The 26,748-nt window shown below is 69.8% G+C and carries 27 protein-coding genes; 16 read left to right on the top strand and 11 right to left on the bottom strand.

Features of this window, described 5'->3' with window-relative positions:
• Positions 1-68: 68 nt before the first annotated feature.
• Positions 69-1,190, top strand: a complete 1,122-nt coding sequence (locus A8G15_RS03235; RefSeq protein WP_156665236.1) for an alpha/beta fold hydrolase — start codon at positions 69-71, stop codon at positions 1,188-1,190.
• Here the strand turns inward: A8G15_RS03235 and A8G15_RS03230 are convergent.
• Complete coding sequence (locus A8G15_RS03230) at positions 1,166-1,591, bottom strand: HIT family protein (RefSeq protein WP_068155278.1); 426 nt, start codon at positions 1,589-1,591, stop codon at positions 1,166-1,168. The genes A8G15_RS03235 and A8G15_RS03230 overlap by 25 nt on opposite strands.
• A gap of 177 nt (positions 1,592-1,768) precedes the next feature.
• Between A8G15_RS03230 and purD the strand changes: the two genes are divergently transcribed.
• The 8 genes from purD (at position 1,769) to A8G15_RS03190 (ending at position 9,399) form a co-directional block, all read left to right on the top strand.
• Positions 1,769-3,022, top strand: a complete 1,254-nt coding sequence (gene purD, locus A8G15_RS03225) for a phosphoribosylamine--glycine ligase (protein ID WP_068155277.1) — start codon at positions 1,769-1,771, stop codon at positions 3,020-3,022.
• Positions 3,023-3,065: 43 nt separating this feature from the next.
• Entirely contained in the window at positions 3,066-4,262 is a 1,197-nt protein-coding gene (locus tag A8G15_RS03220) for a pyridoxal phosphate-dependent aminotransferase (RefSeq protein WP_068155275.1), read from the top strand.
• A gap of 64 nt (positions 4,263-4,326) precedes the next feature.
• Positions 4,327-4,944 (top strand): TetR/AcrR family transcriptional regulator, encoded by a 618-nt coding sequence (locus A8G15_RS03215; protein ID WP_068155273.1) that lies wholly within the window; start codon positions 4,327-4,329, stop codon positions 4,942-4,944.
• A gap of 25 nt (positions 4,945-4,969) precedes the next feature.
• A complete protein-coding gene (gene purB, locus A8G15_RS03210; protein ID WP_068155271.1) occupies positions 4,970-6,391 on the top strand; it encodes an adenylosuccinate lyase in 1,422 nt (473 codons plus the stop codon).
• A gap of 65 nt (positions 6,392-6,456) precedes the next feature.
• Entirely contained in the window at positions 6,457-7,080 is a 624-nt protein-coding gene (locus tag A8G15_RS03205) for a TetR/AcrR family transcriptional regulator (protein WP_245687691.1), read from the top strand.
• Positions 7,081-7,096: 16 nt separating this feature from the next.
• A complete protein-coding gene (locus A8G15_RS03200) occupies positions 7,097-7,516 on the top strand; it encodes an HIT family protein (protein ID WP_068155651.1) in 420 nt (139 codons plus the stop codon).
• Positions 7,517-7,588: 72 nt separating this feature from the next.
• Positions 7,589-8,602 carry a Dyp-type peroxidase gene (locus A8G15_RS03195; RefSeq protein WP_068155650.1) on the top strand — a complete coding sequence of 338 codons (1,014 nt, stop codon included), beginning with the start codon at positions 7,589-7,591 and terminating at the stop codon, positions 8,600-8,602.
• Positions 8,599-9,399, top strand: coding sequence for a family 1 encapsulin nanocompartment shell protein (locus tag A8G15_RS03190; RefSeq protein WP_068155269.1), 801 nt, complete (start codon positions 8,599-8,601; stop codon positions 9,397-9,399). The genes A8G15_RS03195 and A8G15_RS03190 overlap by 4 nt, the downstream gene beginning before the upstream one ends.
• A gap of 59 nt (positions 9,400-9,458) precedes the next feature.
• Here A8G15_RS03190 and A8G15_RS03185 read toward each other — a convergent pair whose 3' ends face one another.
• Positions 9,459-9,947: a MarR family winged helix-turn-helix transcriptional regulator gene (locus A8G15_RS03185; RefSeq protein ID WP_068155647.1), complete on the bottom strand. Its 489-nt coding sequence runs from the start codon at positions 9,945-9,947 to the stop codon at positions 9,459-9,461.
• A gap of 107 nt (positions 9,948-10,054) precedes the next feature.
• Here A8G15_RS03185 and A8G15_RS03180 point away from each other — a divergent pair, with 107 nt between their 5' ends.
• Positions 10,055-10,273, top strand: coding sequence for a hypothetical protein (locus A8G15_RS03180; protein ID WP_068155267.1), 219 nt, complete (start codon positions 10,055-10,057; stop codon positions 10,271-10,273).
• On the opposite strand, the gene A8G15_RS03175 is transcribed toward A8G15_RS03180, so the two are convergent.
• The 3 genes from A8G15_RS03175 to A8G15_RS03165 all read right to left on the bottom strand — a co-directional run bounded on the left by A8G15_RS03175 (position 10,261) and on the right by A8G15_RS03165 (position 12,241).
• Complete coding sequence (locus A8G15_RS03175; protein ID WP_068155263.1) at positions 10,261-11,013, bottom strand: PE-PPE domain-containing protein; 753 nt, start codon at positions 11,011-11,013, stop codon at positions 10,261-10,263. The two genes, A8G15_RS03180 and A8G15_RS03175, sit on opposite strands and share 13 nt — an antisense overlap.
• A gap of 101 nt (positions 11,014-11,114) precedes the next feature.
• Entirely contained in the window at positions 11,115-11,798 is a 684-nt protein-coding gene (locus tag A8G15_RS03170; RefSeq protein ID WP_068155645.1) for an alpha-ketoglutarate-dependent dioxygenase AlkB family protein, read from the bottom strand.
• 20 nt (positions 11,799-11,818) lie between these two features.
• Complete coding sequence (locus tag A8G15_RS03165) at positions 11,819-12,241, bottom strand: MarR family winged helix-turn-helix transcriptional regulator (RefSeq protein ID WP_068155262.1); 423 nt, start codon at positions 12,239-12,241, stop codon at positions 11,819-11,821.
• A gap of 84 nt (positions 12,242-12,325) precedes the next feature.
• Between A8G15_RS03165 and A8G15_RS03160 the strand changes: the two genes are divergently transcribed.
• On the top strand, positions 12,326-14,158 hold the full coding sequence (locus A8G15_RS03160; protein WP_068155643.1) for an ABC transporter ATP-binding protein: 1,833 nt from the start codon (positions 12,326-12,328) through the stop codon (positions 14,156-14,158).
• Between the two features lies 1 nt (position 14,159).
• Here the strand turns inward: A8G15_RS03160 and A8G15_RS03155 are convergent, their stop codons facing one another.
• The 4 genes from A8G15_RS03155 to A8G15_RS31650 are packed head-to-tail and all read right to left on the bottom strand — an operon-like array spanning position 14,160 to position 18,416.
• Positions 14,160-14,828 (bottom strand): isochorismatase family protein, encoded by a 669-nt coding sequence (locus tag A8G15_RS03155; protein ID WP_068155260.1) that lies wholly within the window; start codon positions 14,826-14,828, stop codon positions 14,160-14,162.
• Positions 14,829-14,855: 27 nt separating this feature from the next.
• Positions 14,856-16,505, bottom strand: coding sequence for a (2,3-dihydroxybenzoyl)adenylate synthase (locus A8G15_RS03150; RefSeq protein WP_068155259.1), 1,650 nt, complete (start codon positions 16,503-16,505; stop codon positions 14,856-14,858).
• 22 nt (positions 16,506-16,527) lie between these two features.
• Entirely contained in the window at positions 16,528-17,298 is a 771-nt protein-coding gene (locus A8G15_RS03145; RefSeq protein WP_068155258.1) for an SDR family oxidoreductase, read from the bottom strand.
• Positions 17,295-18,416 (bottom strand): isochorismate synthase, encoded by a 1,122-nt coding sequence (locus A8G15_RS31650; protein WP_068155642.1) that lies wholly within the window; start codon positions 18,414-18,416, stop codon positions 17,295-17,297. The genes A8G15_RS03145 and A8G15_RS31650 overlap by 4 nt, the downstream gene beginning before the upstream one ends.
• A 235-nt stretch (positions 18,417-18,651) precedes the next feature.
• On the opposite strand from A8G15_RS31650, the gene A8G15_RS03135 reads away from it, so the two are divergent.
• From A8G15_RS03135 to A8G15_RS03125, 3 genes are all read left to right on the top strand, one after another.
• Positions 18,652-19,662, top strand: a complete 1,011-nt coding sequence (locus tag A8G15_RS03135) for an ABC transporter substrate-binding protein (protein WP_156665245.1) — start codon at positions 18,652-18,654, stop codon at positions 19,660-19,662.
• Between the two features lie 12 nt (positions 19,663-19,674).
• Positions 19,675-19,896 carry a phosphopantetheine-binding protein gene (locus A8G15_RS03130; RefSeq protein WP_068155256.1) on the top strand — a complete coding sequence of 74 codons (222 nt, stop codon included), beginning with the start codon at positions 19,675-19,677 and terminating at the stop codon, positions 19,894-19,896.
• 166 nt (positions 19,897-20,062) lie between these two features.
• Positions 20,063-21,634, top strand: a complete 1,572-nt coding sequence (locus A8G15_RS03125) for an alpha/beta hydrolase (RefSeq protein WP_082899628.1) — start codon at positions 20,063-20,065, stop codon at positions 21,632-21,634.
• A 92-nt stretch (positions 21,635-21,726) separates the two neighbouring features.
• Here the strand turns inward: A8G15_RS03125 and A8G15_RS03120 are convergent, their stop codons facing one another.
• A complete protein-coding gene (locus tag A8G15_RS03120) occupies positions 21,727-23,145 on the bottom strand; it encodes an MDR family MFS transporter (RefSeq protein WP_068155636.1) in 1,419 nt (472 codons plus the stop codon).
• A 204-nt stretch (positions 23,146-23,349) separates the two neighbouring features.
• Here A8G15_RS03120 and A8G15_RS03115 point away from each other — a divergent pair, with 204 nt between their 5' ends.
• Positions 23,350-24,240: a phosphoribosylaminoimidazolesuccinocarboxamide synthase gene (locus A8G15_RS03115; protein ID WP_068155255.1), complete on the top strand. Its 891-nt coding sequence runs from the start codon at positions 23,350-23,352 to the stop codon at positions 24,238-24,240.
• On the top strand, positions 24,240-26,381 hold the full coding sequence (locus A8G15_RS03110; RefSeq protein WP_068155253.1) for a S9 family peptidase: 2,142 nt from the start codon (positions 24,240-24,242) through the stop codon (positions 26,379-26,381). The genes A8G15_RS03115 and A8G15_RS03110 overlap by 1 nt, the downstream gene beginning before the upstream one ends.
• A 62-nt stretch (positions 26,382-26,443) precedes the next feature.
• Here the strand turns inward: A8G15_RS03110 and A8G15_RS30395 are convergent.
• Positions 26,444-26,748: fumarylacetoacetate hydrolase family protein (locus tag A8G15_RS30395; RefSeq protein ID WP_211270108.1), on the bottom strand; the 305-nt coding region annotated here is incomplete at its 5' end.

Below are 26,748 nucleotides of genomic sequence, written 5' to 3'. Positions count from 1 at the left end.
CTCTTCGGTAAGTTCCTCCGTTACCGTGTCTGCGGAGCAGGCCGCGCAACCCTGGAGGCACACCGACGATGGGCATCACCGACATGGCACGCAGTGCGACCGAGATCGCATTCCGCGCTGCGGGCAACGCGTGGTCGCTGTTCGTCTCCGACGGGATCGCGCCGCCGCACCGCACCCCGTCGGTGATCGTCGGCGACGGCCCGCACCGCACCCTGCGCCGGTTCGGCCCGGATCGGGCCGGGGACCCGGTGCTGCTCGTCACCCCGCTCGCCGCACCGTCGAGCTGCTACGACCTGATGCCCGACCAGAGCGTCGTGCAGTTCCTGGTCGACCTGGGCCGCAGTGTCTACGTCCTCGACTACGGGCCGATGAACCACGACGACCGCGACCTCGGGTTCGAGATGTGGATCGACGACATCGTGCCCGAGGCGATCCACCGGGTGTCCGAGCTCAGCGGCAACCGCGACGTCGACCTCGTCGCGTGGAGCCTCGGCGGGACGCTCGGGCTGCTCACCGCCGCCGCGCACCCGGAGCTTCCGATCCGGTCGATCACCGCGTTCGGCACCCCGATCGACTACGCGCAGATCCCGCTGGTCGCGCTCGCCCGGATCGCGGGCCGATACGTCGGCGATCCCGTGCTGGCCGGGGTTTCACGCATCCTCGGTGGGGTCCCGGCGCCGCTCGTGCAGATCGGTTATCGGGCCACCGCGCTCGAACGGGAACTGCGGCGGCCGTGGTTCATCGTCCGCAACATCACCGACGCCGACCAGCTGGCCCGGATGGAATCGGTCGACCGGTTCCAGGCCGGCATGTTCGGCTACCCGGGACAGCTGTTCCACGAGATGGGGATGCGCCTGACCGTCGCCAACGACCTGGCGTCCGGGAAGGCACGCTTCGGGAATCGCACGATCGATCTCGCCGCGGTCACCGCGCCGGTCCTCGCACTCGCCGGCACCGAGGACGTCCTCGCGCCGGTCCCGTCCGTCGAGGCGATCACCGGAGTCCTGCCGAACGCGGCCGTCCGGTTCGCGACCGCGCCCGGCAGTCACCTCGGTCTGCTCACCGGACCCACCGCGCGCACCACGTCGTGGATGCATCTGGCGCAGTTCCTGGACGACCCGCACGGCGACGGCCGGGACCGCGTGGAACCCGCGGTCCCCGAGGCTCAGGCCGGGACGTTGGCGCCGTAACCCAGATCCCGCAGCGCCGCGCGCACCTTGTCGCGGGCCTCGTCGAGCGCCTCGGGCGACGGATCGCGCTCGGCCTTCGAGATGTCGAAGTCACCCAGGTCGTAGGCGGGGAACACGTGCAGGTGCAGGTGCGGAACCTCCAGGCCGGCGATCAGCAGGCCGGCGCGAGGGGAGTCGTACGCGGCGCACACGGCCCGGCCCATGATGCGGGCGACGTCGTTGACCTTGGCCCAGAGCGCGTCGTCGATGTTCTGCCAGTGGTCCACCTCCTCGCGGGGGACGACGAGCACGTGACCCGGGTTGAGGGGGTTGATGGTGAGGAAGGCGACGACGTCGTCGTCCTGCCACACGAAGCGACCCGGCAGGTCGCCGGCGATGATCATGCTGAACACGGAAGCCATATCCGGGAGGATAAGCGCGATCTTCGCGTCGGCGCGCGTCCGGTCGCGAGCAGTGGCCGCACCCCGGATGGGCAGCCGCGCGCGGGCAATCCGTGCGCCGGCGACTTTCCGGGGTGCGGATCCGGTGGCCCGCCCGGCCGGAAAGCCGGGACCCTGCGGTCCCGTAGTCTGTGCTGCGTGCGCGTACTCGTTATCGGCTCCGGTGCCCGTGAACATGCTCTCGTCCTGGCTCTGTCCCGCGACCCCGGGGTGACCGCGGTGCTCGCCGCGCCCGGCAACGCCGGCATCGCGCAGATCGCCGAACAGTTCCCGGTCGACGCGGCCTCCGGCGAGCAGGTCGTCGCGCTCGCAAAGGAGCAGAACGTCGACCTCGTGGTGATCGGGCCCGAGGTTCCGCTGGTCCTCGGTGTCGCCGACGCGGTACGCGCCGCGGGCATCGCGTGCTTCGGCCCGTCCGCCGAGGCCGCCCGCATCGAAGGGTCGAAGGCCTTCGCCAAGGACGTCATGAACGCCGCCGGTGTGCGGACCGCGCACAGCGAGGTCGTCGATTCGCCCGGCGTGCTCGACGAGGCATTGGACCGCTTCGGCCCGACCTGGGTCGTCAAGGACGACGGCCTGGCCGCCGGCAAGGGCGTGGTCGTCACCACCGACCGCGCCGCGGCGCGCGACCACGCCGCCGAGATCCTCGAGAACGGGCATCCGGTGCTGCTCGAATCCTTCCTCGACGGACCCGAGGTGTCGCTGTTCTGCCTCGTCGACGGTGAAACGGTGGTGCCGCTGCTGCCGGCGCAGGACCACAAGCGCGTCGGGGACGGGGACACCGGTCCCAACACCGGGGGCATGGGTGCGTACACGCCGCTGCCGTGGCTGCCGGCCGAGACCGTCGACGTCATCGTCGAGGAGGTCGTCAAGCCGGTCGCCGCGGAACTCGTGAACCGTGGCTGCGGTTTCTCCGGCCTGCTCTACGCCGGTCTCGCGATCGGCAAGGACGGCCCGGCCGTCGTCGAATTCAACTGCCGGTTCGGTGACCCCGAGACTCAGGCCGTCCTCGCGCTGCTCGAGTCCCCGCTCGGCGAGGCGTTGAATGCGACCGCCACCGGAGTCCTCGCGGACCTGCCGCCGCTGCGCTGGCGCGACGGTGCCGCGGTGACGGTCGTGCTGGCCGCCGAGTACTACCCGGCCAGCCCCCGCACGGGCGACGTCATCACCGGCGCGGACGCCGAGGGCGTGTTGCACGCCGGGACCAAGGTCGGCGATGCCGGCGGGGTCGTCTCGGCCGGCGGTCGCGTGCTCAGTGTGGTCGGAGTGGGTGCCGACCTGAGCGCGGCCCGTGACCACGCATACGCGACGCTCGGCGGAATCAAGCTGCCGGGCGGTCATTTCCGCACCGACATCGGCCTCGCCGCCGTCGAGGGGCGCATCACCGTCTGACCTCGTGCTCGTCGCCCGGCCGGCGGGGACTACCGTCGGCAGGGTGCGTAACGAATCCCGGCGATCGAACATCGAGACCTTCCACGTCATGGATGTGTGGAAGGCCGCGGCCGAGCGTCAGCGCACGCACGGCGACGTCCTGTCGCTGGCCGCCGGGCAACCGTCGACGCCGGCACCCGCGCCGGTGCTGCGCGCGACCCACCGTGCGATCGACGCCGAACTGCTCGGCTACACCGAGACGTTCGGGATCCTGCCGCTGCGCGAGGCGATCGCCGGCTACCACCGTGACCGGTACGGCATCGACGTCGGCGCCGACGACGTCGTGGTGACCACCGGTTCGTCGGGTGCGTTCACGCTGTTGTTCCTCGCCGCGTTCGACGCCGGTGACACCGTCGTCGTCGCACGGCCCGGATATCCGGCGTACCGCAACACGCTCGCGGCGCTCGGGTGCAACGTGGTCGAGCTGGACTGCGGCCCGGAGACCCGTTACCAGCCGACCGTCGCGATGCTCGACGCGCTCGACACCCCGCCCGCAGGTCTGATCGTCGCGAGCCCCGCCAACCCGACCGGCACCATGATCGAACCGGCCGAGCTGGCCGCGCTGGCGCGGTGGTGCGACGAGCACGGTGCCCTGCTGATCTCCGACGAGATCTATCACGGCATCGAGTTCGCGACCCCGGGCACACCGGCCACCTCCACCGCGTGGTCGACCTCCCGCGAATCGGCGGTCGTCGGGTCGGTGTCGAAGTACTTCTCGATGACCGGCTGGCGGCTCGGCTGGATTCTGGTGCCGCAGTCCCTGCAGCGGCCGTTGCAGCGGCTGGCGTCGAACATGACGGTGTGCCCTCCGTCGATCTCGCAGTACGCGGCGATCGAGGCATTCGGTGCCGAGGCGCGCGCCGAACTCGACGGGCACGTCGCGCGTTACGCCGCGAACCGAGACCTGCTGTTGCGGGGACTGCTGGCGATGGGCATCACGAAGCTCGCCCCCGCCGACGGCGCGTTCTACGTGTATGCGGACGTCGCGCACCTGCTGCGGCCCGGCGAGACCTCCACCGCATGGTGTTCGCGACTGCTGCACGACACGGGCGTCGCACTCGCCCCGGGCATCGACTTCGACACCGTCCGGGGTGACGAGACGGTCCGGTTGTCGTTCGCGGGGGCGACCGCCGACATCGAGTCCGCCCTCGAGCGCCTGGGCGCCTGGTTGCACTCGTCCCGACGGCACGCCGTGCCGTGAGTCGAAGGTCGTGCGTCCGGCCGTTTTCCCCTGGTGGAACGGCCCGGACTGTCACGATGACAGGGTGACGACAGCTGCCACACCGAAAGGCGAGCGGCGCCGCCAGGCGCTCGTCGAATCGGCAGCCGAACTGATCCTCGAGGGAGGAATCGACGCGGTCCGCCACCGCGCCGTCGCGAACCGGGCGGGCCTGCCTCTCGCGTCCACGACCTACTATTTCGAATCCCTGGACGAGCTCGTCGTGTGCGCCTTCGAGTACAACTCCAGTCGCGAGCTGGACCTGATGCGTGCGCGGGTCGAGGAGGTGACCCCCCTCCACCGCAGTCTGGAGTCGACCGCGGAGCTGATCGTCGACCTGCTGGTGGGGCCGCGCGGTGTCGGTGAGCTCGAGCGCGAGCAACTGATCTCCCGGTACGAGCGCTGCGTCGCCACCGCCCGGCACACCGAGCTGCGCGACGTCCAGCTGCACGCCCGCCGGCAGATCGACGAACTGCTCACCGACCTGCTGGAACGATGCGGCCGAACTGTGGAGCCGACGCAGATCCGCAGGCTGGTCGCGGCCGTCGACGGTGCCGTCCTCGGCGCACTCGGCGAGCTCGATCCCGATCCGCGCGGGCTCGCGCGGGGCATCCTGCTCGATGTCGTCGGGAGCGTCGCGCCGCCTGCCGAACCGGATCCGTAGCCCCGGACCCGTAAACTGTGTGGTTGTGAGCCTGATCCCGAATGTCCTTGCAACCCGATACGCCAGCCCCGACCTCCGGGCACTGTGGTCACCGGAGCACAAGATCGTGCTCGAACGGCAGTTGTGGCTGGCGGTGCTGAGGGCACAGGCGGAGCTGGGTATCGACGTTCCGGCCGAGGCGCTCGCCGACTACGAGCGTGTCGTCGACAAGGTCGATCTCGACTCGATTGCCGCTCGCGAGCGCGTCACCCGCCACGACGTGAAGGCCCGCATCGAGGAGTTCAACGCGCTCGCCGGACACGAGCACGTGCACAAGGGCATGACCAGCCGCGATCTGACCGAGAACGTGGAGCAGCTGCAGGTACTGCGGTCGCTTGAACACGTGCACGCGCACGGCGTCGCGATCGCTGCGCGGCTCGCCGAACGTGCCACCGAGTACTCGGCGGTGGTCATGGCCGGTCGTTCCCACAACGTCGCCGCGCAGGCCACGACCCTCGGCAAGCGGTTCGCGTCCGCCGCCGACGAACTGCTCATCGCGCTGACCCGCCTGCGGGAACTCGTCGACCGTTACCCGCTGCGCGGCATCAAGGGCCCGATGGGCACCGCTCAGGACATGCTCGACCTGCTCGACGGGGACGCCGGCAAGCTCGAGCAGCTCGAGCAGAAGGTCGCCGAGCACCTCGGTTTCTCCCACGTCTTCACCAGCGTCGGGCAGGTATACCCGCGGTCGCTGGACCACGATGTGCTCTCCGCGCTCGTCCAGGTCGGCAGCGGTCCGTCGTCGCTGGCCCACACGATCCGGCTGATGGCCGGCCACGAGCTGGTCACCGAGGGCTTCCAGCCCGGGCAGGTCGGTTCGTCGGCGATGCCGCACAAGATGAACACGCGGTCGTGCGAGCGCGTCAACGGTCTGCAGGTGGTGCTGCGCGGTTACGCGTCGATGGCCGCGGAGCTGGCCGGAGCCCAGTGGAACGAAGGCGACGTGTTCTGCTCGGTGGTGCGCCGCGTCGCGCTGCCCGACGCGTTCTTCGCGATCGACGGCCAGATGGAGACGTTCCTGACGGTGCTCGCCGAGTTCGGCGCCTATCCTGCGGTGATCGAGAAGGAACTGAACCGCTACCTGCCGTTCCTCGCCACAACCAAGGTGCTGATGGCGGCGGTGCGGGCCGGTGTCGGGCGGGAGACCGCCCACGAGGTCATCAAGGAGCACGCGGTCGCGGTGGCGCTCGCGATGCGCGAGCAGGGCCGCGAACCCGATCTGCTCGACCGTCTCGCCGCCGACGAGCGTCTGCCGCTCGACCGCGAGGCTCTCGACGCCGCGCTCGCCGACCGCTCGGCCTTCGTCGGTGCGGCCGAAGCACAGGTGACGTCCGTGGTGGACGCCGTGCAGGAACTCGTCGGGCGCTATCCGGAGGCGGCGAAGTACACGCCGGCTCCCATTCTCTGAACCAGCCGCGTCGCACGCCCGGGGGGACGTTCGATCGGGTAACAGAAAAAACAGGGGAGAAGAAATTGTCCGACAAGCACGAGAACTCCGGGCGGATCAGAGACGCGGCGCGCACCCGTGCCGCACTCCTCGACGCCGCCCAGGAGATCTTCCTGAGGGACGGCTACGCGGCCGCCGCAACCGAGGAGATCGTGGTGCAGGCGGGCGTGACCCGCGGCGCGCTGTATCACCACTTCGCGAACAAGCGGGAGCTGTTCCGCGGCGTCATCGAGCGGATTCAGCTCGAGGCCGAGGCGACCCTCGGTGCCCACAAGTCCGAGGCGACCAAGTGGGAGGGCTTGAGCCGGACGGTGATGGCGGCGTTGGACTCGGTGTACGACCCGGCGACCGGACGGCTGCTGCTCATCGAGGCGCCGGCCGTGCTCGGCTGGACCGAGGTGCGGGAAACCCACCGCAACTCGACGATCGGCCGGATCGAGCGGACGCTGACCGCGATCGCCCGCGAGAACGGAGAGTCCCAGCAGGCCTCGCCCGTGCTGGCACACCTGTTGCTGGCAGCGATCGAGGAAGCGATGCTCTACCTCGCGCACAGCGACGACGCGGTCCGGGATCGCCCGGAAGTCGAAGCGCAGTTGATGCGCATCCTCGACGTGGTGCGTCGTCCGGCGTCCGTGCCGGGTGTCGCGTGAACGTGACCCGGTTGCCGTGACCGGCTGCGTGTTCTGTGCGATCGTCGCGGGCGACGCCCCGGCCAGCGTGGTGCTCGACGAGCCGGATGTGATCGCGTTCATGGACATTCGGCCGTTCACGGCCGGGCATCTGCTCGTGGTTCCGAAGCGTCACGCGCCGGGACTGGGCGGACTCGACCCCGAGGACGGATCCCGGGTCTTCGACGCGGGGCGGCGTATCGCCACCGCGTTGCGCTCGGGCGCCCTGCCGGTCGACGGTGTGAACCTCTTCCTCGCCGACGGGGAGGCCGCCGGTCAGGAGGTCTTCCACGTCCACCTGCACGTGATCCCGCGCCGGCGCGGGGACGGTTTCGGTTTGCGCGCCGTGCCGCGCACCCCCAACCGGAGCGTGCTCGACGGAACGGCCGCGGCGATCCGGGACGCGCTCGCCCCGTAGCGGAACCGAAGGCGGTGCCGCGGAAGGGGAGTTGGGACGGATTCGTCCGGCCCCGTGCTCTACGGTGATCTTGTGGCCCGTGCGCAACCGATCCTGACGCCGCTGACAGAAGCGGCGATCTTCCTCGTCGCGACCGTCGACGACGGCGGCGAATCCGACGTCCGTGACCTCCTCGAGGACCTCGCCGGCCTACGGCGAGCGGTGGGGTTCCGGATCCCCGACGGCGGGCTGTCCTGTGTGGTCGGTGTCGGTTCCCAGCTGTGGGACCGGCTCTTCGACGGCCCCCGGCCCGCCGAACTGCACGAGTTCACCGAACTCCACGGCGGTGCGCACCATGCTCCGTCGACCCCCGGCGACCTCCTGTTCCACATCCGGGCGTCCTCGCAGGATCTGTGTTTCGAACTCGCCGCCAAGATCAATGACAGGCTGCGCGGCGTCGCGACCTTCGTCGACGAGGTGCACGGCTTCCGCTATTTCGACCGGCGCGACCTGCTGGGGTTCGTCGACGGCACGGAGAACCCCGAGGACGACGACGCGGTCGCCGCGGCCCTCGTGGGCGACGAGGACCCCGAGTTCGCCGGCGGCAGCTACGTGATCGTGCAGAAGTACCTGCACGATCTCGAGTCCTGGAACGCGTTGACGGTCGAGGAGCAGGAACGCGCGATCGGGCGGACCAAACTCGACGACATCGAACTCGACGACGACGCCAAACCGTCGAACTCGCACGTCGCGCTCAACACCGTCACGGACGCGGACGGCAACGAACGGCAGATCGTCCGGGCCAACATGGCGTTCGGGAGCGTCGGCGGCGGCGAGTTCGGCACCTACTTCATCGGCTACGCCGCCTCGCCGGACGTCACCGAGCAGATGCTGCGCAACATGTTCCTGGGCGATCCGCCGGGCAACCACGATCGGATCCTCGATTTCTCGACGGCGGTCACCGGCGGGCTGTTCTTCTGCCCGTCCGCCGAATTCCTGGAGGATCTCCCCGCCCCACACCCGACCGCCGACACCGAAACGGGCCCGGAGCCCGTCGTCGACGGGTCACTCGGAATCGGCACCCTGAGAAGGAGTTCGACACGATGAACAACCTCTACCGCGACCTCGCCCCGATCACCGATGCCGCGTGGGCGTCGATCGAGGAGGAGGCGATCCGCACCTTCAAACGGCACGTCGCCGGCCGTACGGTGGTGGACTTCTCCGGCCCCCATGGCGCCGACTTCGCGGCCGTGGGCCTCGGCCGCACCGAGACGATCGCCGCGCCCGCCGACGGTGTGCAGTCGCGGCGGCACCGGGTCGCACCGCTCGTCGAGCTGCGTGTGCCGTTCACGCTGTCGCGGGAGGAGATCGACAACGTCGAGCGCGGCGCGCAGGACTCCGACTGGGATCCGGTGAAGGAGGCCGCGAAGAAGATCGCCTTCGCGGAGGACCGCGCCATCTTCGAGGGGTACGCGGCGGCCGGTATCGAAGGGATCCGGGCGAGTTCGTCGAACCCGCCGCTGCACCTGCCGGAAGATCCGCGCGACATCCCCGAGGCGATCAGCCAGGCACTGTCGGAGCTGCGTCTCGCCGGTGTCGGCGGCCCGTACTCGGTGCTGCTCGGCGCCGACGAGTTCACGAAGGTCAGCGAGACGGCCGATCACGGCTACCCCATCCGGGAGCAGATCCGCCGGCTCATCGACGGCGACATCATCTGGGCGCCCGCGATCGACGGTGCGTTCGTGCTCAGCACCCGCGGCGGCGACTTCGACCTGCAGATCGGTCAGGACCTGTCCATCGGGTACCTGTCGCACGACAGCGAGACCGTCCGGTTGTACTTCCAGGAATCGTTGACGTTCCTCGTCTATACGGGTGAGGCGTCCGTCGCACTCGGCTCCGTCTGACATCGGTCCGTCGGGCGGTCGCGTGCGCGGCCGTCCGACGGGTGTGCAGGGCACCCGCGTCACTTGTGCTGTAATGCTCCGGCTCTGAGCGCGGCGGCGTTCACGCGGCTCAGGACCGCGTGCAACTCCTCGAGTTCGGAGACGTCCACACCGAGTGTTTCGACGACGGTGCCGGGGACGGCCTCGGCGCGGAGGCGCAGTGCGCGGCCCTCGTCGGTGAGGTCGACGACGAGCTGCCGTTCGTCGGTGGTGCTGCGCGTGCGGGTGAGCAGCCCGAGCGCCTGCAGGCGCTTGAGCAGGGGCGAGAGCGTCGGTGAGTCGAGTTGCAGGACCCGGCCGATCTCCTTGACGGACAGTGGCGCCTGTTCCCACAGAACGAGCATCACCAGATACTGCGGGTGGGTCAGGCCGAGCGGCTCGAGGATCGGCCGGTAGACCGCGAGCACGGCACGATTGGCCACGGCGAGGGCGAAACACACCTGACGGTCGAGCGCCAAGGGGTCGTCCGCGCGGGTCGGTACGTACGGAACGGCGGTGTCGGAGCTCATTTCGTCGAGGATACCCAACAGTTAGTGCACGAACTTGTGATGGCCGGATCGAGTCGCGGCCGAGGCGACTCCACATCGCGGAGTTGGTTCAGGTTGGCCTATCCAACGTGATTGATGACGTCGTCGAGTTCGCCTTCGCTCAGGGTTCGGAGGCGGCATCCGCGATCCGCGTGTGGGTGCGTCCCGACGGACGCTTCTCGCGGGCGGCCGGCAGCGACGGCCGCCACCTCACGCTGGGCCGGGTGATCGAGCTGTGCGACCTCACCTACGACCGTCGCCGGGACCGGTGTGCGATCCCGGGAACGCAGACGGTTCAGCGATCGTAGTCGGGATAGTCGGTGTGCAGGAGAAGGTATCCGGCGAGGTCTTCGACCAGCCAGCCCTTGCCGTCGGCGGGTGTCTGCGCGTCGCACACCGCGTCGCCCGCGAGGCAGATGCGGTCCACCCGGATGGAACCGAAGTCGTGCCGGCCACCGGTGAGCGTGATGCCCGGGAGCACCTGCCCGGGGAACTGCGACTCGACGCCCTTCTCGTCGCGCGGGTCCGCGTAGAGCACGCCCCGGATCCGATCCGGGGGAACCGAGCCGTCCGCGGCGATCTCGGCCAGTACATCGCCCGCGATCGCCGCTCCCTGCGAATAGCCGAGGACGACGATCTCCGAGTCCGGGCAGGCTCCGTGATCGCGGGCGACGGCCTCGCGCAACCGGCTGTGCCCGATGGCCTTCGACTCGTCGTAGGCGACACCGTCCGACCCCTTGCTCGAGCCCGAGTCCGGCAGCGGTACGACCACCGCCGGATAGCGGATGTGCTCGACGACCGTGCCCGGCCGGCGGTAGCGTTCGGAGATCTGCGCCAGCGGTGACTCCGGGTCCAGGGAATCGGCGGAGTTGACGTTCTTCGTGCCGTCGACCGCGAGCACGAATCGTTCCGGGCACGACGAGGTCCCGGGCTGCGCCGGCGTCCCGGCTGCGAGCGCCGGTGTCAGGAGGGTGGAGGCCGCGCCGATCGCGAGGGCAGCTGTGAGCACACCGACGGTTCGGCGAACTGTTCCGTCGAAGCCGCTCATGCCGAACCTCCCTGTACGCAATGACATCGAACAGTCGCAGCGTACCCAGGGTTGTGATCAGACCCTGTCGTCCGAATGGACCAATGCGGGTGTGTCGTAGGTCATGATCCGGCCGGGGTGCCGAGTCCGGTCGCCCGCATCGTGAGGTTGAGGCGACCGCTCGCCAATCCGGACCCCGGATCTCCGGTGTCCGGAAACACCTTCGGCACACCGTGGTACGCGAAGCGGGACGGTCCGCCGAAAACGAACAGGTCGCCCGACTCGAGCCGGACGTCGGTGTAGGGCCTGCCCCGGTCCGTGGTGTTGCCGAAACGGAAGGTGCACGCGTCGCCGATGCTGAGGGAGACGATCGGCGCGTTCACCCGCTCTTCCTTGTCCTGGTGCATGCCCATCCGGGCATCGCCGGTGTAGAAGTTGATCAGCACGGCGTCGGGTTCGTAGCCGTCGGCGGCACCGGCGTCGAGATAGGCCTCGGCCACCGCCCGGCGACCGAGGTCGGCCAGCCACTCCGGAATCGGTGCCACGGGTGCGTCGTTCACGTCGATCGCGGTGCGGGTGTACCGGTACGGCGTCCAGTGCCAGCCGAGGCAGACCGTCGAGACCGACATGCGCCCGCCGCCGGGGAGCGCGGTGCGCCGCATCGGGACCGGGCCACGCGCCCAGCCGCGGCACGCGACGACGAGCCGACGCTGCGCGTCCAGGTCGAGCCAGCCGGGGACGTGCACCGCACCGGGCGCGACCTCGCGCCGTGGCCGCGGAACGGGGAAGGGGAGGGGATCGGTCATCGACGTCGCTCCGGATCCGGTCACGGTTCGGCGAGCTTCCGGAGGATCCGCGCGAGATCGGCGCGGTCGCGATCGTCGAGCGGGGCGAAGAACTCGTCGGCCTCGGCGTCGCGGGCCGCGTCGAGTTGCCGCGCGAAGTCCCGGCCCGCGCCGGTCAACCGCACGCACACCGCGCGCCGGTCGGCGGGGTCGGGGAGACGCTCGGTGAGTCCGCGGGCCTCGAGCCGGTCGATCACCTCGGTGGCCGAGCGCGGCACGATCCGCAGCGCCTTGGCGACCTCACCCAATCGCAGCGGCGTCCCGTCGGATCGGCCGACGACGCGCAGCGCGCGGTGCTCGTGAGGTGACAACTGCCACGGTTCGAGCGTCCGGTGCCAGCGTCGTCGCAGCGTGCGGGTGGTCGTGATCAGCAGATCGCGCAACGTGGCGGGGGAATCGGCCATGGAATGAAGCCTACCCCACTTGACGGTTACCTCTTAGTGAGGCAACCTCACTACATTCCATCGACTCAGAAGGAGGTGGTGTTCATGATGCACCTCCCCCCGGGAGGCGGTCCCGGCCCCGGACGACGGGGCAAGGTCGACCCCCTCGATCGACGCCAGCTCCAGGACTCACCCGTCAGCCTGCGCCGCATCGGCGCGCTCTTCGCTCCCTACCGCTGGCAGATCGCCGTCGTGGTGGCGCTCATCGTCACCTCGTCCGTGATCTCCCTCGCCAGCCCGTTCCTCGTCCGCGCGGCCATCGACCACGCCATCCCCGATCGGAACGTGCCGCTGCTGCTGTGGGTCGTCGCAGGCATGCTCGCGGTCACCGTCGCCTCCTCGGTGCTCGGCGTCGCCCAGACCTGGATCTCCACCACCGTCGGCCAGCGCATCATGCACGGCCTGCGCACGCGCGTCTTCACCCACCTGCAACGTCAGTCGCTGGGCTTCTTCACCCGCACCCGCGGCGGCGAGATCCAGTCCCGGCTGACCAACGACATCGGCGGAATGCAGAACGTGGTGACCTCCACCGCCACGTCGATCGCCGCCAACATCACCACCGTGATCGGCACCGCCGTCGCGATGGCCGTCCTGAGCTGGCGCCTGTCGCTGCTGTCGCTCGTGGTGCTGCCGCCCGCGATCTGGCTGACCCGCAAGGTCGCGCTCATGCGCCGCGAGGTCACCGCGCGTCAGCAGCGTCGCCTCGCCGACATGCAGACGCAGATCGAGGAGGGCCTGTCCATCAGCGGAGTGCTCCTGTCCAAGACGCTCGGTACCGGACCGTCGATGTCCGGCCGCTTCACGGACACCTCCGCGGAACTCGCCGACCTCGAGGTCCACGCCCAGCTGTCGGGCCGGTGGCGCATGGCCACCATGAACATCGTGTTCGCCGCCATCCCCGCGGTGCTCTATCTCGTCGCCGGACTGCCCGCGACCTCGGGCGGCATGACCATCGGCACCCTGGTCGCGTTCACCGGCCTGCAGGCCGCGCTGTTCCGGCCGCTCATGAGCCTGCTCGACGTGGGCGTGTCCGTCACCGCGTCGCTGGCGCTGTTCAGCCGCATCTTCGAATACCTGGACCTGATCGTGGAGATCGACGAACCGGCCGACCCCGTCCGGCTCGACCTCGACCGGGTCACCGGTGCGGTGCGCTTCGAGGACGTGAGCCTGCGCTACCCCGGTGCGGACCGGAACGCGCTCGACCACATCGATCTCGAGGTCCCGGCCGGCGCGCAGCTCGCTCTCGTCGGCGAGACCGGTTCCGGCAAGACCACACTCGGTTCGCTCGTTGCGCGGCTCCACGACCCGACGACCGGTCGCGTCACGATCGACGGTGTCGACCTGCGCGACCTTCCGCTCCCGGACGTCGCCGCACTCGTCGGTGTCGTCTCGCAGGAGACCTACCTGCTGCACGCGACCGTTCGCGAGAACCTGCGCTACGCCCGGCCCGACGCGACCGACGCCGAGATCGAGGATGCCGCGCGCGCCGCGCAGATCCACGACCTGATCGAATCACTGCCCGACGGCTACGACACGCTGGTCGGCGCCCGCGGGCACCGTTTCTCCGGTGGCGAGAAGCAGCGACTCGCGATCGCCCGGACTTTGCTGCGCGACCCGCGCATCCTCGTGCTCGACGAAGCGACCAGTGCCCTCGACAACGAAACCGAACGGGCCGTGCAGCAGGCGCTCGACGCCGCCCGCCGCGGCCGCACCACGATCACCATCGCGCATCGACTTTCGACGGTGCGCGCGGCGGACGAGATCGCGGTACTCGACCGCGGCCGCATCGTCGAACGCGGCAGCCACGACGACCTGCTCGAACGCGGTGGCCGGTACGCCGACCTCGCGATGCGGCGCGACGAGCGCGTCGCCGCGTAGGTCAGGCCCGCGCGGGGGTGAGACTCCCGGCGACGCCCGCCTGCGCGAGCGCTTCGGTGACCTCACCGGTGGGCAGCACGACCGCGCACCGCGAGGCCACGTAGTTCAGCGCGTCGACGTGCTCGCGCCGCGAGAAATCGGCGGTGCCGTCGGAGACGAAGAAGACCTGGATGTCGTTCATGAACCCGTCGAGCGCGGTGGTCAGGCAACCGATGTGCGCGTAGACCCCGGTGACGATCAACTGGTCGCGGCCCCACGCGCGCATCCGCTCGAGCAGGTCGGTGCGGATGAACGCGCTGTAGCGCCACTTGGTGAGCAGGATGTCGTCCTCGTGCGGGGCGAGGGCATCGATGATCGCGGTCTCGGCCGGATCGGCCGTCAGGCCCGGTCCCCAGAAGTCGAGCAGCAGAGCGCGATCGGCGGGATCCTGGTTTCCCGGCTGGGCCGTGTAGACGATCGGCGTCCCGGCGGAACGAGCGGCATCGCGGATCCGGTCGATGTTCGGCACCACCGTTGCGAGCGGGTCGGCCGTGCGGTCGAACGAGCGCACGAAGTATTCCTGCATGTCGTGCACGAGCAGCACCGCACGATCCGGATCGATCGTCCACGGCACCACGTTCGCCGGCTGTTCGTCGGGCAGCGGGTAGGACACGGACTTCGGAAGGGCCATGATCTCGCTTTCTGAGGTTGGGGCGGTTCAGTTCTCGAAGGTCGCGGCCAGGGCGTGCCGCAGTTCGTTCCGGCTGATCTTGCCGACGCCGGTCACCGGGAATGCGTCGACGAAGTGCACCTTGTCCGGGATCTTGTATCCGGCCAGTCCACGTTCGCGAAGGAAAGCCTTGAGCGCGAGTGCTTTCGGGGCCTCGCCCTCGGTGACGACGAACGCGCACGTGCGTTCGCCGAGGTACCGGTCGGGCATCGCCACGACCGCGGCGTCGAGGACGGCGGGGTGGGCGATGAGGTGGTTCTCGACCTCCTCGGCGGCGATCTTCTCGCCGCCCCGGTTGATCTGGTCCTTGGCGCGACCTTCCACGACGATGTAGCCGTGCTCGGTGACGCGGACGATGTCGCCGGTCCGGTAGAAGCCGTCGTCCGTGAACGCGGTCGAATTGTGTTCGGGCGCATTGTAGTAGCCGCGGATCGTGTAGGGGCCGCGGGTGAGCAGATGGCCGGTGCCGCCGGCCGGCACGGGAGCGCCGTCGTCGTCGAGGACACGGATCTCGTCGTGCACGCTGATCGGCCTGCCCTGGGTGGTGACGATGGTGTCCTCGTCGTCGTCGAGGCGCGTGTAGTTCACCAACCCCTCCGCCATTCCGAACACCTGCTGGAGTGTGCAGCCGAGTTCGGGACGGACGCGCTTGGCGGCCTCGGCCGGGAACTTCGCGCCGCCGACCTGCAGGACCTGCAGCGACGACAGGTCGTGCTCGCTGCGGGACCGCGCGGACAGCCATGCCATCGCCAACGGCGGGACCAGCGAGGCCATCGTGATCGCTTCGCGTTCGATCAGTGAGAACGCGGTGTCGGGGCTGGGATCCGGGGCCAGCACGACCGTGCCACCGCTGTGCAGCACGCCGAGGATGCCGGGGGAGCTCATCGGGAAGTTGTGGGCGGCCGGCAGCACCACCAGCATGCGGGTGCCGGCGTCGACTCCGCAGATGCGGGCGGATTCGCGTACCGAGTACAGGTAGTCGGAATGGGTGCGCGGGATCAGCTTCGGCGTGCCCGTCGTGCCACCCGAGAGTTGAAGGAAGGCCGCCGATTCGGGATCGACGTCCGCGGTGGGAAGTGGATCGTGCGCGCGCAGCGCATCCAGGGCGGTGAATTCCGCTGCGTCCCCGGCGATCACGACCGCGGGCGGCACGTCCAGGGCGGCGGTCACTTCGCGGGCCAGGCCCCGGTAGTCGAATCCGCCGTTCTCCGCGGCGACGACGTATGCGGCGGCGTCGGCGAACCGGCAGAAGAACCCGATCTCGGCGGAGCGGTGCGCGGGCAGTGCGAACACCGGCAGTGCGCCGAGCCGGAAAACGGCGAACACCACCTCGGTGTACTCCACGATGTTCGGCAGCTGCACGACCACGCGGTCCCCGGCACGGACACCGAGTGCCGCGAGACCCGACGCGATCCGGCTCGCGGCCTCGTCCAGCTCGCGGTACGTCAGGCGCCGCTGCGCGCCGCGCGCATCGAGCCCGACGACGGCGGTCCGGTCACCGAACAGCGCTGCGCGTTCCGGGAGGAACTGCGCGAAGGTCTCGGGCGTCCAGTATCCCGCCCCGCGGTACAGCTCGGCGAACTCCTCGGGGTGGCGGGCGGTGTCGGCGAGAGCAGTGCGGCGGAGGCCGGTTGTCACGAAACGATCCTTTCGGGAAGGGTCAGGCGCGCAGGGTCGCGCCACCGTCGACGTAGAGGGCTTGCATGGTGATGTGCCGGGCACGATCGGAGAGCAGGAACTCGATCGAGTCGGCGATGTCACCGGGATCGGCGATCCGGCCCAACGGGATACCGACCTTGAACTGCGTGGGATCGCCGGCGATCGCACCGAGCGCACCCGCGTCGTCGTCCGGGTCCGCCCACAGCGACCGCTGCATCGCCGTGTCGGTGGAGCCGGGAGCGACGATGTTGGCGCGGATCCCGAACTCGGCGAGTTCGAGTCCCAGGACACGCACGATCATCGAGACCGCCGCCTTCGACGATCCGTACGCGCCCATGCCGATGCGCGGCACTCCCGCCGAATTCGAGCCGACCACCACGATCGACCCGGCCCGGCGCTCGCGCATCCGCCGGCCGACGGCGCGCAGCACCGACACCAGGCCGGTCACGTTGACGTCGTAGATGCGCTGCCACTCGTCGGGGTCGCCGTCGAGAATCGAGGCGGTGGAGAACACCCCGGCCACGTGTGCGAGTTTCGCGATGGGGCCGTGATCGGATTCGATGCTGTCGATCGTGAAATCCACGGCGTCGCTGTCGCGGATGTCGACCGGGAAGACGGGGACGGGCTCACCGATCAGTGCCGCGGTCTTGCGCAGTCCCTCGGGGTCGCGGTCGGCGAGTACGACGCGGTGGCCTGCTCGGGCGAGAGTGAGGGCGGTGGCGCGGCCGATGCCCTGCGCGGCGCCGACGACGAGGCTGACTGCTGTGCTCACCGGTGCACTCCCAATGCGTCGAGAACGGTTCCGAATTTCGTTGTGGTCTCGTCGAGTTCGTCCTGTGGTTCGGATGCGGCGACGATGCCCCCACCGGCGTGTGCGGTGACGGTGCGGCCGTCGGCGTCGAGCACGGCACAGCGGATCGCGACCATCCATTCGCCGTCGCCGGCGGCGTCGCACCAGCCGATCGCGCCGGCGTAGAAACCGCGGTCGCCCTCGAGGTCCCGGATCAGTTCGCGGGCGGCGACGGTGGGGGTGCCGCAGATCGCGGGGGTCGGATGCACCGCGAGGGCGAGGTCGAGGGCGGTGACGGACGGGTCGCGCAGGCGCCCGGACACGGGGGTGCCCAGGTGCCACAGCTGGCGGGTGCTCGTCAGTTGCGGCCGGTCCGGGATGTCGAGGTCGACGCACAGCGGTTCGAGGCTCGCGCGCAGGTCCGCGACGACGTGCGCGTGCTCGGCGAGGTTCTTGGCGGACGCGGCGAGCTCCGCGCCGGCGGCGCGGTCGGTCTCGGGATCGGCGTGGCGCGGCGCGGACCCGGCGAGGGGATGTGCGGTGACCCGGTCACCGCGGCGGCGGATGAGAACCTCGGGGCTGGCGCCGACCAGATACCGTCCGTTCCATTCCCCGCCCGCGGGGCTGAGGTCGACGGCGAAACCGTTGCCGTTCGGGTCGTTTCCGGCGAGCCGGTGCAGCAGCTGCGCGGCGGTGACCGGCTGTTCGGCGCGCAGGACCAGGGCGCGGGCGAGGACGACCTTGGCGAGCGCGTCGTCCGACCGCAGGCGGGTCAGGGCGGTCGCGACCCGGTCGAGGTGCTCGCGTTCGGACGGCAGTGCCGCGTCGACGACGATCGGGGGGAGCGCCTCGGGGGCGGCGGAAATCGGCGTGGGCGTGTGCGTCAGGGTGCGGGGTGCGGTCAGTGCCGCGGGGTGGTCCGGGTCGAACGGGAGGGCGCCGACGACGGCGCGGACGGTCCCGGCGCGCAGTGCTGCGGCGGCGTCGTCGACGCCGGACCAGCGGTCGGCGACGCCCTCGGCGACGACCGTGCCGTGAGGCCGGGACAGCGCGAAGGGTGCCGTGCCGGTGACCTGCGCGGCGGGGGCCGGTGCCTGCATGACGCACCTCTCGGTAGCGGTGATGTGGACGATCGCGCGGGGCACACGACCAACCAAGAACATATACGGTTAGGCTAACCTTTGGTTCCGTCCCGTTTTCGTGTCGCCTCGGGTTGCGGGTCCAGCGCGGGCAATTCGGGCGAAACGGGAGCTTGACCCACCTCACATTTCGGTTAGCCTAACCAAAATACAACGGGTGTTCGCGCCCGGCGACCGGACGGACATGTGGGAGAAAATGATGTGGGCGGGTAGAACACGTGGAGCACGCAGGCTCGCTGTACTCGGTCTGGCTGCGGTGACCACCGTCGGTCTCGCCGGCTGCGGCAGCGACAGCGGCGACGAGGCCGAGAACGCCGCGGCCACACGAACCTTCGAGGCGCAGAACGGCGCCGTCGAGATCCCCGCCGACCCGCAGCGCATCGTCGCGTGCGGCTACGCGACCCTGCCGCTGATCCAGGCCGGCGCCGACCTCGCCGCGGTGTGCGAATGGACCCGCGAGATCGAGAACATGGACGAGGAGACACTCGCCGCGTACGAGGCCCTGCCGAAGGTCGCACCCGACGGCTCCGTCGCCGCCCTCGACTACGAAGCCGTCACCGCGGCCCGGCCCGACCTGATCATCCTGGGGGTCCCGGCCCGCGCCAGGGAAGAACTCGACATGGCCAAGCTCGAGGCTCTCGCTCCGGTCGTGTTCCTCGGTCCGACCGACCCCGGCCAATGGCGCGAACTCGGCGAACAGTACGCCGATGCCGCGGGCGTGGCGGACGCCTACGGCGAGTTCAAGCAGGACTACGAGGCCCGGGCCGCCGAGATCTCCCAGGCCTATGCGGGCCCCCTCGGCGACCTGAAATTCGCGGGACTGTGCAGCGCGTGCGGAATCGAGCCGGGCGAGTTCTTCCGCGAGTACGCCTCCTCGTACACCACCAACCTGTTCGACGACCTCGGACTCGAATTCCCCGGTGAACCGGCCGATCCCGAGGACGTCCACGGCGAGTACCTGTCGCTCGAGCAGATGCCCGCCAACCTCGCCGAAGCCGACGTGATCGTCTACGGGGTCGACGCCGACGGGTCGGTCCCGCCCGAACTGCAGGCCGTCTTCGATTCGCCGCTGTGGCAGAATCTGCCCGCGGTTCGAGCGGGCAACCTCGTCCCGGTCCGGCACGCCAACGCCGCCACCTACGAAACCGCGCTGCTCGCACTCGAATCCATCGACACCGGACTCGCGGCACTGCCGGAACGTTCGTAGCAAAGGAGAAACATGTTGGATCGCGGCACCATTCTCGCCGACACCGCGCGCATCCTCGAGGTGGAACTCGACGAACTGGACCCGGCGGCGAGCCTGGTCGACCAGGGACTCGACTCGGTACGCCTGATGGCACTCGTCGAACACTGGCGTGGTGCAGGCGCCGACATCGACTTCGTGTCGCTGGCCTCCGCACCGGATCTCGAACAGTGGTGCACCCTGCTCACGCGTTCCTGACCGCCCCGCATTCCGGTATCTCCCGGTAACACCGGGGGTGCCGCAGTCGCCACCCAGGGCTGCTGGTCCGGCCCGCCTGCCGACGCGACGCTCGAAGGACCCGAAGGCTCCGCTTCGGGCCTTCGGGCAGGTCCGCCCGGAACATCTTGAAGGGCAGGCGAATCGCATGGTGGCTCCACAGTTCTCCGAGACGCATCCGCTGCGGCGGGCGGCCGCCGCAGTGACCCTGGCAGCCGCGGCGTTCCTGGTGGCCGGCTACGTCGGGCCGGGCGAGGCCACGGCGTCGGAACCCGAAGCGGAATCCGAGACCGGGGAAATCCCGGCCGGACTCGAAGATTTCTACACCCAGCAGATCGAGTGGGGCTCGTGCGACGGGTTCGCCACCGACGGCTCGGACCTGGGCGCACTCGAGTGCGCGAAGGTGACCGTCCCCGTCGACTACGGCGATCCGCACGGGCGGGCCGCGCAGATCGCGGTGTCCCGTGTGCCCGCGACCGGGGAGAAGACCGGTTCCTTGCTCGTGAATCCGGGCGGACCCGGAGCTTCCGGGCTCGGCATGGCCGTCGTCGGCTCCGGTACGCCGCTCGCCGAACATTTCGACGTCGTCGGGTTCGACCCGCGCGGCATCGGGGCGTCGACCCCACCCATCGTGTGCCTGACCGCGGAGGAGAAGGACGAAGAGCGGACCGACGCCGACCTCGACCGCAGCCCGGAGGGTGTCGCCGCCGCCGAACAGGAATCGCAGGAGTTCGCGGCGCAGTGCGCCGAACGGACCGGCACGGATGTGCTGGCGAACGTCGGCACGCGGGATGTCGCTCGGGACATGGACGTCATCCGTGCGGCGCTCGGCGACCGGCAGCTCACCTACCTCGGATACTCGTACGGAACCCGGCTCGGCACCGTCTACGCGGAGCAGTTCCCGCAGAACGTGCGCGCGATGGTCCTCGACGGCGCGCTCGATCCCCAGCAGGACTCCGCCGAGCAGGTACTGCAGCAGATGACCGGATTCCAGCAGGCGTTCGACGAGTTCGCCGCGCGGTGCACCACACTCGCCGGATGCCCCCTCGGCGCCGATCCGGCCGGCGCGGTGCAGCGGTTCCGGGAACTCGTCGATCCGCTCGTCGACCGGCCGGCAGCGACCGCCGACCCCCGTGGCCTGAGCTATCCGGACGCGATGACCGGCGTGATCGCGGGCCTGTATTCGCCGGACCTGTGGGAGCCGGTGATGGCCGGGCTCGACGAACTGGCCGCGGGCAACGGCGACACGCTGCTGGCACTCGCCGACATATACGAGGGCCGCTCCGCCGACGGCGCCTACTCGAATTCGGCCGAAGCGCTGACGGCGGTGCGGTGCGTCGACGATCCGGTTTCCACGGACCGGGCGGAGCTCGGCGAGCTCGACACCCGGCTTCGCGAGGCCGCGCCGTTCCTCGACGACGGTCACGGTTCCGGTCGGGCACCACTCGACCCGTGTGCGTTCTGGCCGGTGCCGCCGACGAGCACCCCGCACACCGTCGAGGTGTCGGGACTGGCCGCGGTGCTGGTGGTGTCCACCACCGAGGACCCCGCGACGCCGTACCAGGCCGGCGTCGACCTGGCGAAGCAACTCGGCGGTGTCCTCGTCACCTACCGAGGCACCCAGCACGGGGTCGTGCTGACCGGGCAGTGGTGCATCGACAGTCCGGTCGTGTCGTACCTCGTCGACCTGACCGTGCCGGAGGGCGACATCACCTGCTGAACGGAGGAACGGTCCCTCGGCGCCGCCGGTCGTCCCGCGTCACGGACGGCCGGCGGTCGCGTGGGCCCGGGCTTCGTGCGGACAGGATCGGATCAGGATGCCTCGACCGGGCGTCGCGGGATCGTCGCCGCGGCGACGGCCAGAGCGAGCGTCGCGACGAGTACCGCCGTGAACACCGGGTCGATCGACGCGGCGACCTGCCCGGCGTCCGGCGCATCCGTACCACCGGCCGCCGCGTTGGCCAGCGCCCCGAACACCGCGACCCCGACCGCGCTGCCCAGACCGCGGGCGAACGCGTTCGCGCCGGTGGCGACGCCGCGTTCGGACCAGCCGACGCTGGCCTGCGCCGCGATCAGCGAGGGGCTGGCGATCAGTCCCATGCCGAGCCCGACGAGCAGGCAGCACGCCGCGACGTGCCAGATCTGCGAGTGCGCATCGAGCCGCGTCAGCAGGGCCGTGCCGGCGATCGCCGGCACCGCGCCGATCAGGGCGGTGGCCCGGAAACCGACGCGCAGGTACAGCCGTCCCGACTGCGACGCCGCGATCGGCCAGCCGATGGTCAGGGTCGCCAGGGTGAAACCGGCGACCAGGGCTGTCGTCCCGAGTGCTCCCTGCACGAACGCGGGAACGTACGACGTCAGCCCCATCACCACCGCCCCGACCAGTGCCGCGACCGCACTCGTCGACAGCAGCACCCGCCGCGTGAGCACCCACATCGGCAGGATCGGGTCCGCGGCGCGCTTCTCCACCAGGGCGAACACCGCGAACAACGCGAGCGCGCACGCGAAGATCCCGATGCTCGGCACCGACGCCCACGCCCACGCCTGGCCACCCTCCAGCAGTCCGAGGATGAGCAGACCGGCGGCGCCGGCCAGCACCGTGGCCCCCGCCCAGTCGATGCGTGAACGTTCCGGCCGGTCGTCGGCGCGGGTCTCGTCGAAGCTGCGGATCAGCACCCACGCGGCGAGCGCGCACAGCGGCAGGTTCACCCAGAAGATCCAGCGCCAGGACACGAAGTCGGAGAAGATCCCCCCGACCGCGGGCCCGACGACCGACGACATGCCCCACACACTCGCGATGTAACCCTGCGCCTTGGCGCGTTCGGCGACGGTGTAGATGTCGCCGGCGATGGTCTGTGCCATCGGCAGCACAGCGCCGGCACCGATTCCTTGTACCGCCCGGAACGCGATCAGCGCGGGCATGCTCCACGCCAGCGCGCACAGCAACGACCCGAGGGCGAACAACGCGATACCGAACAGCAGGACCGGTTTGCGGCCGAACACGTCGGAGAGTTTGCCGTACACCGGCACGAGCACCGCCTGCGTCAGCAGATAGCTCGAGAACAGCCACGGGAACTGCGTGAATCCGCCGAGATCGGCGACGATCGTGGGGACCGCGGTCGCGAGGATGGTGCCCTCGAGTGCCACCAGGGCGGTGGCGAGCATCAGGGACAGCAGGATCGGGCCGCGCTCCGAGCGGAACCCGACGTCCACATGTGCCGGCGCCGCCATCGTGCTCCCGTCCTCGATCGTGGTGCTCTCACCGAGCATCGTCATCGTATGTTCGGCGCGGCTGCTCGCCCCCTTCCGGGAGCGCCTGCCGGGAGAACGCGTGGTTTTCTCCCGGTCGGCGGAATCGTGCCGGGCCCGTGCGGCCGATGGGAGATCTGTCACCGGCCTGCCGTGCATGTCGGCTCCGAGCACTAGGGTGGCACCGTGCGTCCTTCACTCGAGTCCTACTCCCACCTCGCCGGCGGCAAGGTCCGCGACCTGTATGTCATCGACGACGAGCACCTGCTGCTCGTGGCCAGCGACCGGATCTCGGCCTACGACCACGTGCTCGCCACCCCGATCCCCGACAAGGGCCGGGTCCTCACCGCGATGAGCGTGTTCTTCTTCAATCTGCTCGACGCGAACAACCATCTCGCCGGTGAACCCGACGACGAGCGCATCCCCGAAGACCTCCTGGGCCGGGCGCTGGTCGTCAAGCGGCTGCAGATGGTGCCCGTCGAATGCGTCGCCCGCGGTTATCTCACCGGCTCCGGCCTGCTCGACTACCAGGCCACCGGCTCGGTGTGCGGCGTGCAGCTGCCCGAGGGTCTCGTCGAGTCGAGCCGGCTGCCCGAGCCGATCTTCACTCCGGCCAGCAAGGCCGACCTCGGCGATCACGACGAGAACATCAGCTTCGAGGCAGTCGCCGAGAAGGTCGGCCTGAACCTGGCGATGAAACTGCGTCAGGACACCCTCGACATCTACGACCGCGCCTCGATCTACGCGTACGAACGCGGCATCATGCTCGCCGACACCAAGTTCGAGTTCGGCCTCGACAAGGCCGGCAACCTGGTGCTCGCCGACGAGGTGCTCACCCCGGATTCGTCGCGCTACTGGCCCGCGGAGGACTACGAGGAAGGCAAGGTGCAGGCGAGCTTCGACAAGCAGATCGTCCGCAACTGGCTGACCGGACCCGAATCCGGCTGGGACCGCAAGTCCGACACCCCGCCGCCTGCGCTGCCGCAGCACATCGTCGACAAGACCCGCGCCCGCTACATCGAGGCGTACGAGCGGATCTCCGGGTTGTCGTTCGACGACTGGATCGGGGGACACTGATGCCGGAATCGGCACCCCTGACGGCTCCGCCCGTCGCCAAGACGGTTCCGTTCGAACGCACCCACCACGGGCACACCTTCGTCGACGAGTACGAATGGTTGCACGACAAGGAGAGCCCCGAGGTCGTCGCCTATCTCGAGGCCGAGAACGCGTGGACCGACCAGCAGACCGCGGACCTGGCCCCACTGCGCGGGAAGATCTTCGACGAGATCAAGTCGCGCACACAGGAAACCGACATGTCGGTGCCGACGCGGCTGGGCGACTGGTGGTACTACGCCCGCACCGCCGAAGGGCAGCAGTACGGAATCCAGTGCCGCTGCCCGATCGCCGGGCCCGACGACTGGACCCCGCCGGAACCGGCACCGGGCGTCGAACTGCCCGGCGAGCAGATCCTGCTCGACGGCAACGCCGAAGCCGAGGGCCACGATTTCTTCTCCGTCGGCGCGTTCTCGATCAGCCACGACGGCACGCTGCTCGCGTACTCGACCGACGTCGTCGGCGACGAGCGGTACACGCTGCGGTTCAAGAACCTGGTCACCGGTGAGCTGCTGCCCGACGAGATCCCGGGCACCGCACCGGGCGCGACCTGGGCGATCGACCACAGCCACGTCTTCTATCTCACCGTCGACGAGTCGTGGCGTCCGGACACGGTGTGGCGGCACCGCCTCGGCACCGGCCGCGCCGAGGACGTGAAGGTATTCCACGAACCCGACGAGCGGTTCTGGGTGTCGGTGGGCTCGACCCGCAGCGAGAAGTACCTGATGATCTGGATCGGATCGAAGATCACCACCGAAGGGTGGGTTCTCGAATCCGACAATCCCACAGGTGAATTCCGTGTGCTGCTGCCCCGGCGCGAAGGCGTCGAGTACGGCGCCGAGCACGCGGTCGTCGCGGGCGAGGACCGGTTCCTCGTGATGCACAACGACATCGACCCGGAAACGGGTGCCAAGGCGGAGAACTTCGTGCTCGCCGAGGCACCCGTCGACGACCCGTCGGCGCTGCGCACCCTCATCGCGCATCGCGACGACGTGCGGCTCGAGGACGTCGACGCGTTCGCCGGACACCTCGTGCTCGGCTACCGGCGTGAGGCACTGACCCGGCTCGCGGTGTGGCCGCTGACCGACGACGGCTACGGCGAACTCACCGAACTCGAATTCGACGAGGAACTGTTCTCCGTCGGCCCCGGCGCCAATCCCGAATGGAACCAGCCGACGCTGCGTCTCGGCTTCACGTCGTTCATCACCCCGAGCCGCGTCTACGACCGCGTCGTCGAGACGGGCGAGATGCTGCTGCGCAAGGCCCAGCCGGTCCTCGGCGAGTTCGACCCGGCGGCGTACGAGCAGCACCGCGACTGGGCGGTCGCGCAGGACGGCACCCGCATCCCGCTGTCGATCGTGCGGCGCAAGGACCTTGCCGACGGTCCCGCACCGACGCTGCTCTACGGATACGGCTCGTACGAGGCGAGCATCGACCCGGGCTTCTCGGTGGCGCGGCTGTCGCTGCTCGACCGCGGCATGGTGTTCGCCGTCGCGCACGTCCGCGGCGGCGGCGAAATGGGCCGGCACTGGTACGAGAACGGCAAGACCCTCGCGAAGAAGAACACCTTCACCGACTTCGTCGCGTGCGCGCAGCACCTGATCGACACCGGGGTCACCGCCGCGGATCGGCTGGTCGCGGACGGCGGCAGCGCGGGCGGTCTGCTGATGGGGGCGGTCGCGAACCTCGCCCCGGAGTTGTTCGCGGGCGTCCTCGCGAACGTGCCGTTCGTCGACCCGCTCACCTCGATCCTCGACCCGTCACTGCCGCTGACGGTGATCGAATGGGACGAGTGGGGCAACCCGCTCGACAACCCCGAGGTGTACGAGTACATGCGCTCGTACAGCCCGTACGAGAACGTCGAGGCCAAGGACTACCCGGCGATCCTCGCGATCACCAGCATCAACGACACCCGGGTGCTCTACGTCGAACCGGCCAAGTGGGTCGCCAAGCTGCGCGCCACCAAGACCGGCGACGCACCGCTGCTTCTCAAGACGGAGATGAGCGCCGGTCACGGCGGCGTGTCCGGTCGCTACGAGAAGTGGCGCGAGGTCGCGTTCGAGTTCGCGTGGGTGCTCGCCACGTCGGGTGCCCACCGACCGTAGCGGTATCGCCCGGCTTCGGGTGATGGGAACCAATATTCGGTCTGACCGGCCGAAGGCTCCCATCACCCGGTGAGCTCGGGGGTTGCGACGAATCGCTGCCGTATCTCGCCGATGCCTTCGATCCGCGTGTCGAGGGTTTCGCCGGGCTGCAGGAACCGCTGCGGGTCGCGGCCCATGCCGACACCGGCCGGGGTCCCGGTGAAGATCACGTCACCCGGATACAGCGTGACGTTCTGCACGTACTCGGTGAACACCGGTGGCAGGTGCGTCGGCGCGCCGAAACCGGATTCGGCGGCGTGGTCGACTGCCCTCTCGCCCCCGCCCTCCCGGGTGAGGGGAACCTTCACCCGGTCAGACCGAATATTGG

It is taken from the genome of Rhodococcus phenolicus (assembly GCF_001646785.1).
In the GTDB taxonomy this organism is placed as follows: Bacteria; Actinomycetota; Actinomycetes; order Mycobacteriales; family Mycobacteriaceae; genus Rhodococcus; species Rhodococcus phenolicus.
The sequence above is the reverse complement of the archived record's forward strand: the minus strand, read 5'-3'. Positions and strand labels throughout refer to the sequence as shown.

What these genes read in the sequence shown, in the direction of transcription:
- A8G15_RS03190 (WP_068155269.1), top strand. Translation starts at nt 8,599, where the DNA reads ATGAACAACCTCTACCGCGACCTCGCCCCGATCACCGATGCCGCGTGG.
- A8G15_RS03125 (WP_082899628.1), top strand. Translation starts at nt 20,063, where the DNA reads ATGGTGGCTCCACAGTTCTCCGAGACGCATCCGCTGCGGCGGGCGGCC.
- A8G15_RS03170 (WP_068155645.1), bottom strand. Translation starts at nt 11,798, where the DNA reads ATGACCGATCCCCTCCCCTTCCCCGTTCCGCGGCCACGGCGCGAGGTC.
- A8G15_RS03175 (WP_068155263.1), bottom strand. Translation starts at nt 11,013, where the DNA reads ATGAGCGGCTTCGACGGAACAGTTCGCCGAACCGTCGGTGTGCTCACA.
- A8G15_RS03160 (WP_068155643.1), top strand. Translation starts at nt 12,326, where the DNA reads ATGATGCACCTCCCCCCGGGAGGCGGTCCCGGCCCCGGACGACGGGGC.
- A8G15_RS31650 (WP_068155642.1), bottom strand. Translation starts at nt 18,416, where the DNA reads ATGCAGGCACCGGCCCCCGCCGCGCAGGTCACCGGCACGGCACCCTTC.
- A8G15_RS03130 (WP_068155256.1), top strand. Translation starts at nt 19,675, where the DNA reads ATGTTGGATCGCGGCACCATTCTCGCCGACACCGCGCGCATCCTCGAG.
- A8G15_RS03135 (WP_156665245.1), top strand. Translation starts at nt 18,652, where the DNA reads ATGATGTGGGCGGGTAGAACACGTGGAGCACGCAGGCTCGCTGTACTC.
- A8G15_RS03165 (WP_068155262.1), bottom strand. Translation starts at nt 12,241, where the DNA reads ATGGCCGATTCCCCCGCCACGTTGCGCGATCTGCTGATCACGACCACC.
- A8G15_RS03185 (WP_068155647.1), bottom strand. Translation starts at nt 9,947, where the DNA reads ATGAGCTCCGACACCGCCGTTCCGTACGTACCGACCCGCGCGGACGAC.
- A8G15_RS03155 (WP_068155260.1), bottom strand. Translation starts at nt 14,828, where the DNA reads ATGGCCCTTCCGAAGTCCGTGTCCTACCCGCTGCCCGACGAACAGCCG.
- A8G15_RS03235 (WP_156665236.1), top strand. Translation starts at nt 69, where the DNA reads ATGGGCATCACCGACATGGCACGCAGTGCGACCGAGATCGCATTCCGC.
- A8G15_RS03110 (WP_068155253.1), top strand. Translation starts at nt 24,240, where the DNA reads ATGCCGGAATCGGCACCCCTGACGGCTCCGCCCGTCGCCAAGACGGTT.
- A8G15_RS03230 (WP_068155278.1), bottom strand. Translation starts at nt 1,591, where the DNA reads ATGGCTTCCGTGTTCAGCATGATCATCGCCGGCGACCTGCCGGGTCGC.
- A8G15_RS03120 (WP_068155636.1), bottom strand. Translation starts at nt 23,145, where the DNA reads ATGGCGGCGCCGGCACATGTGGACGTCGGGTTCCGCTCGGAGCGCGGC.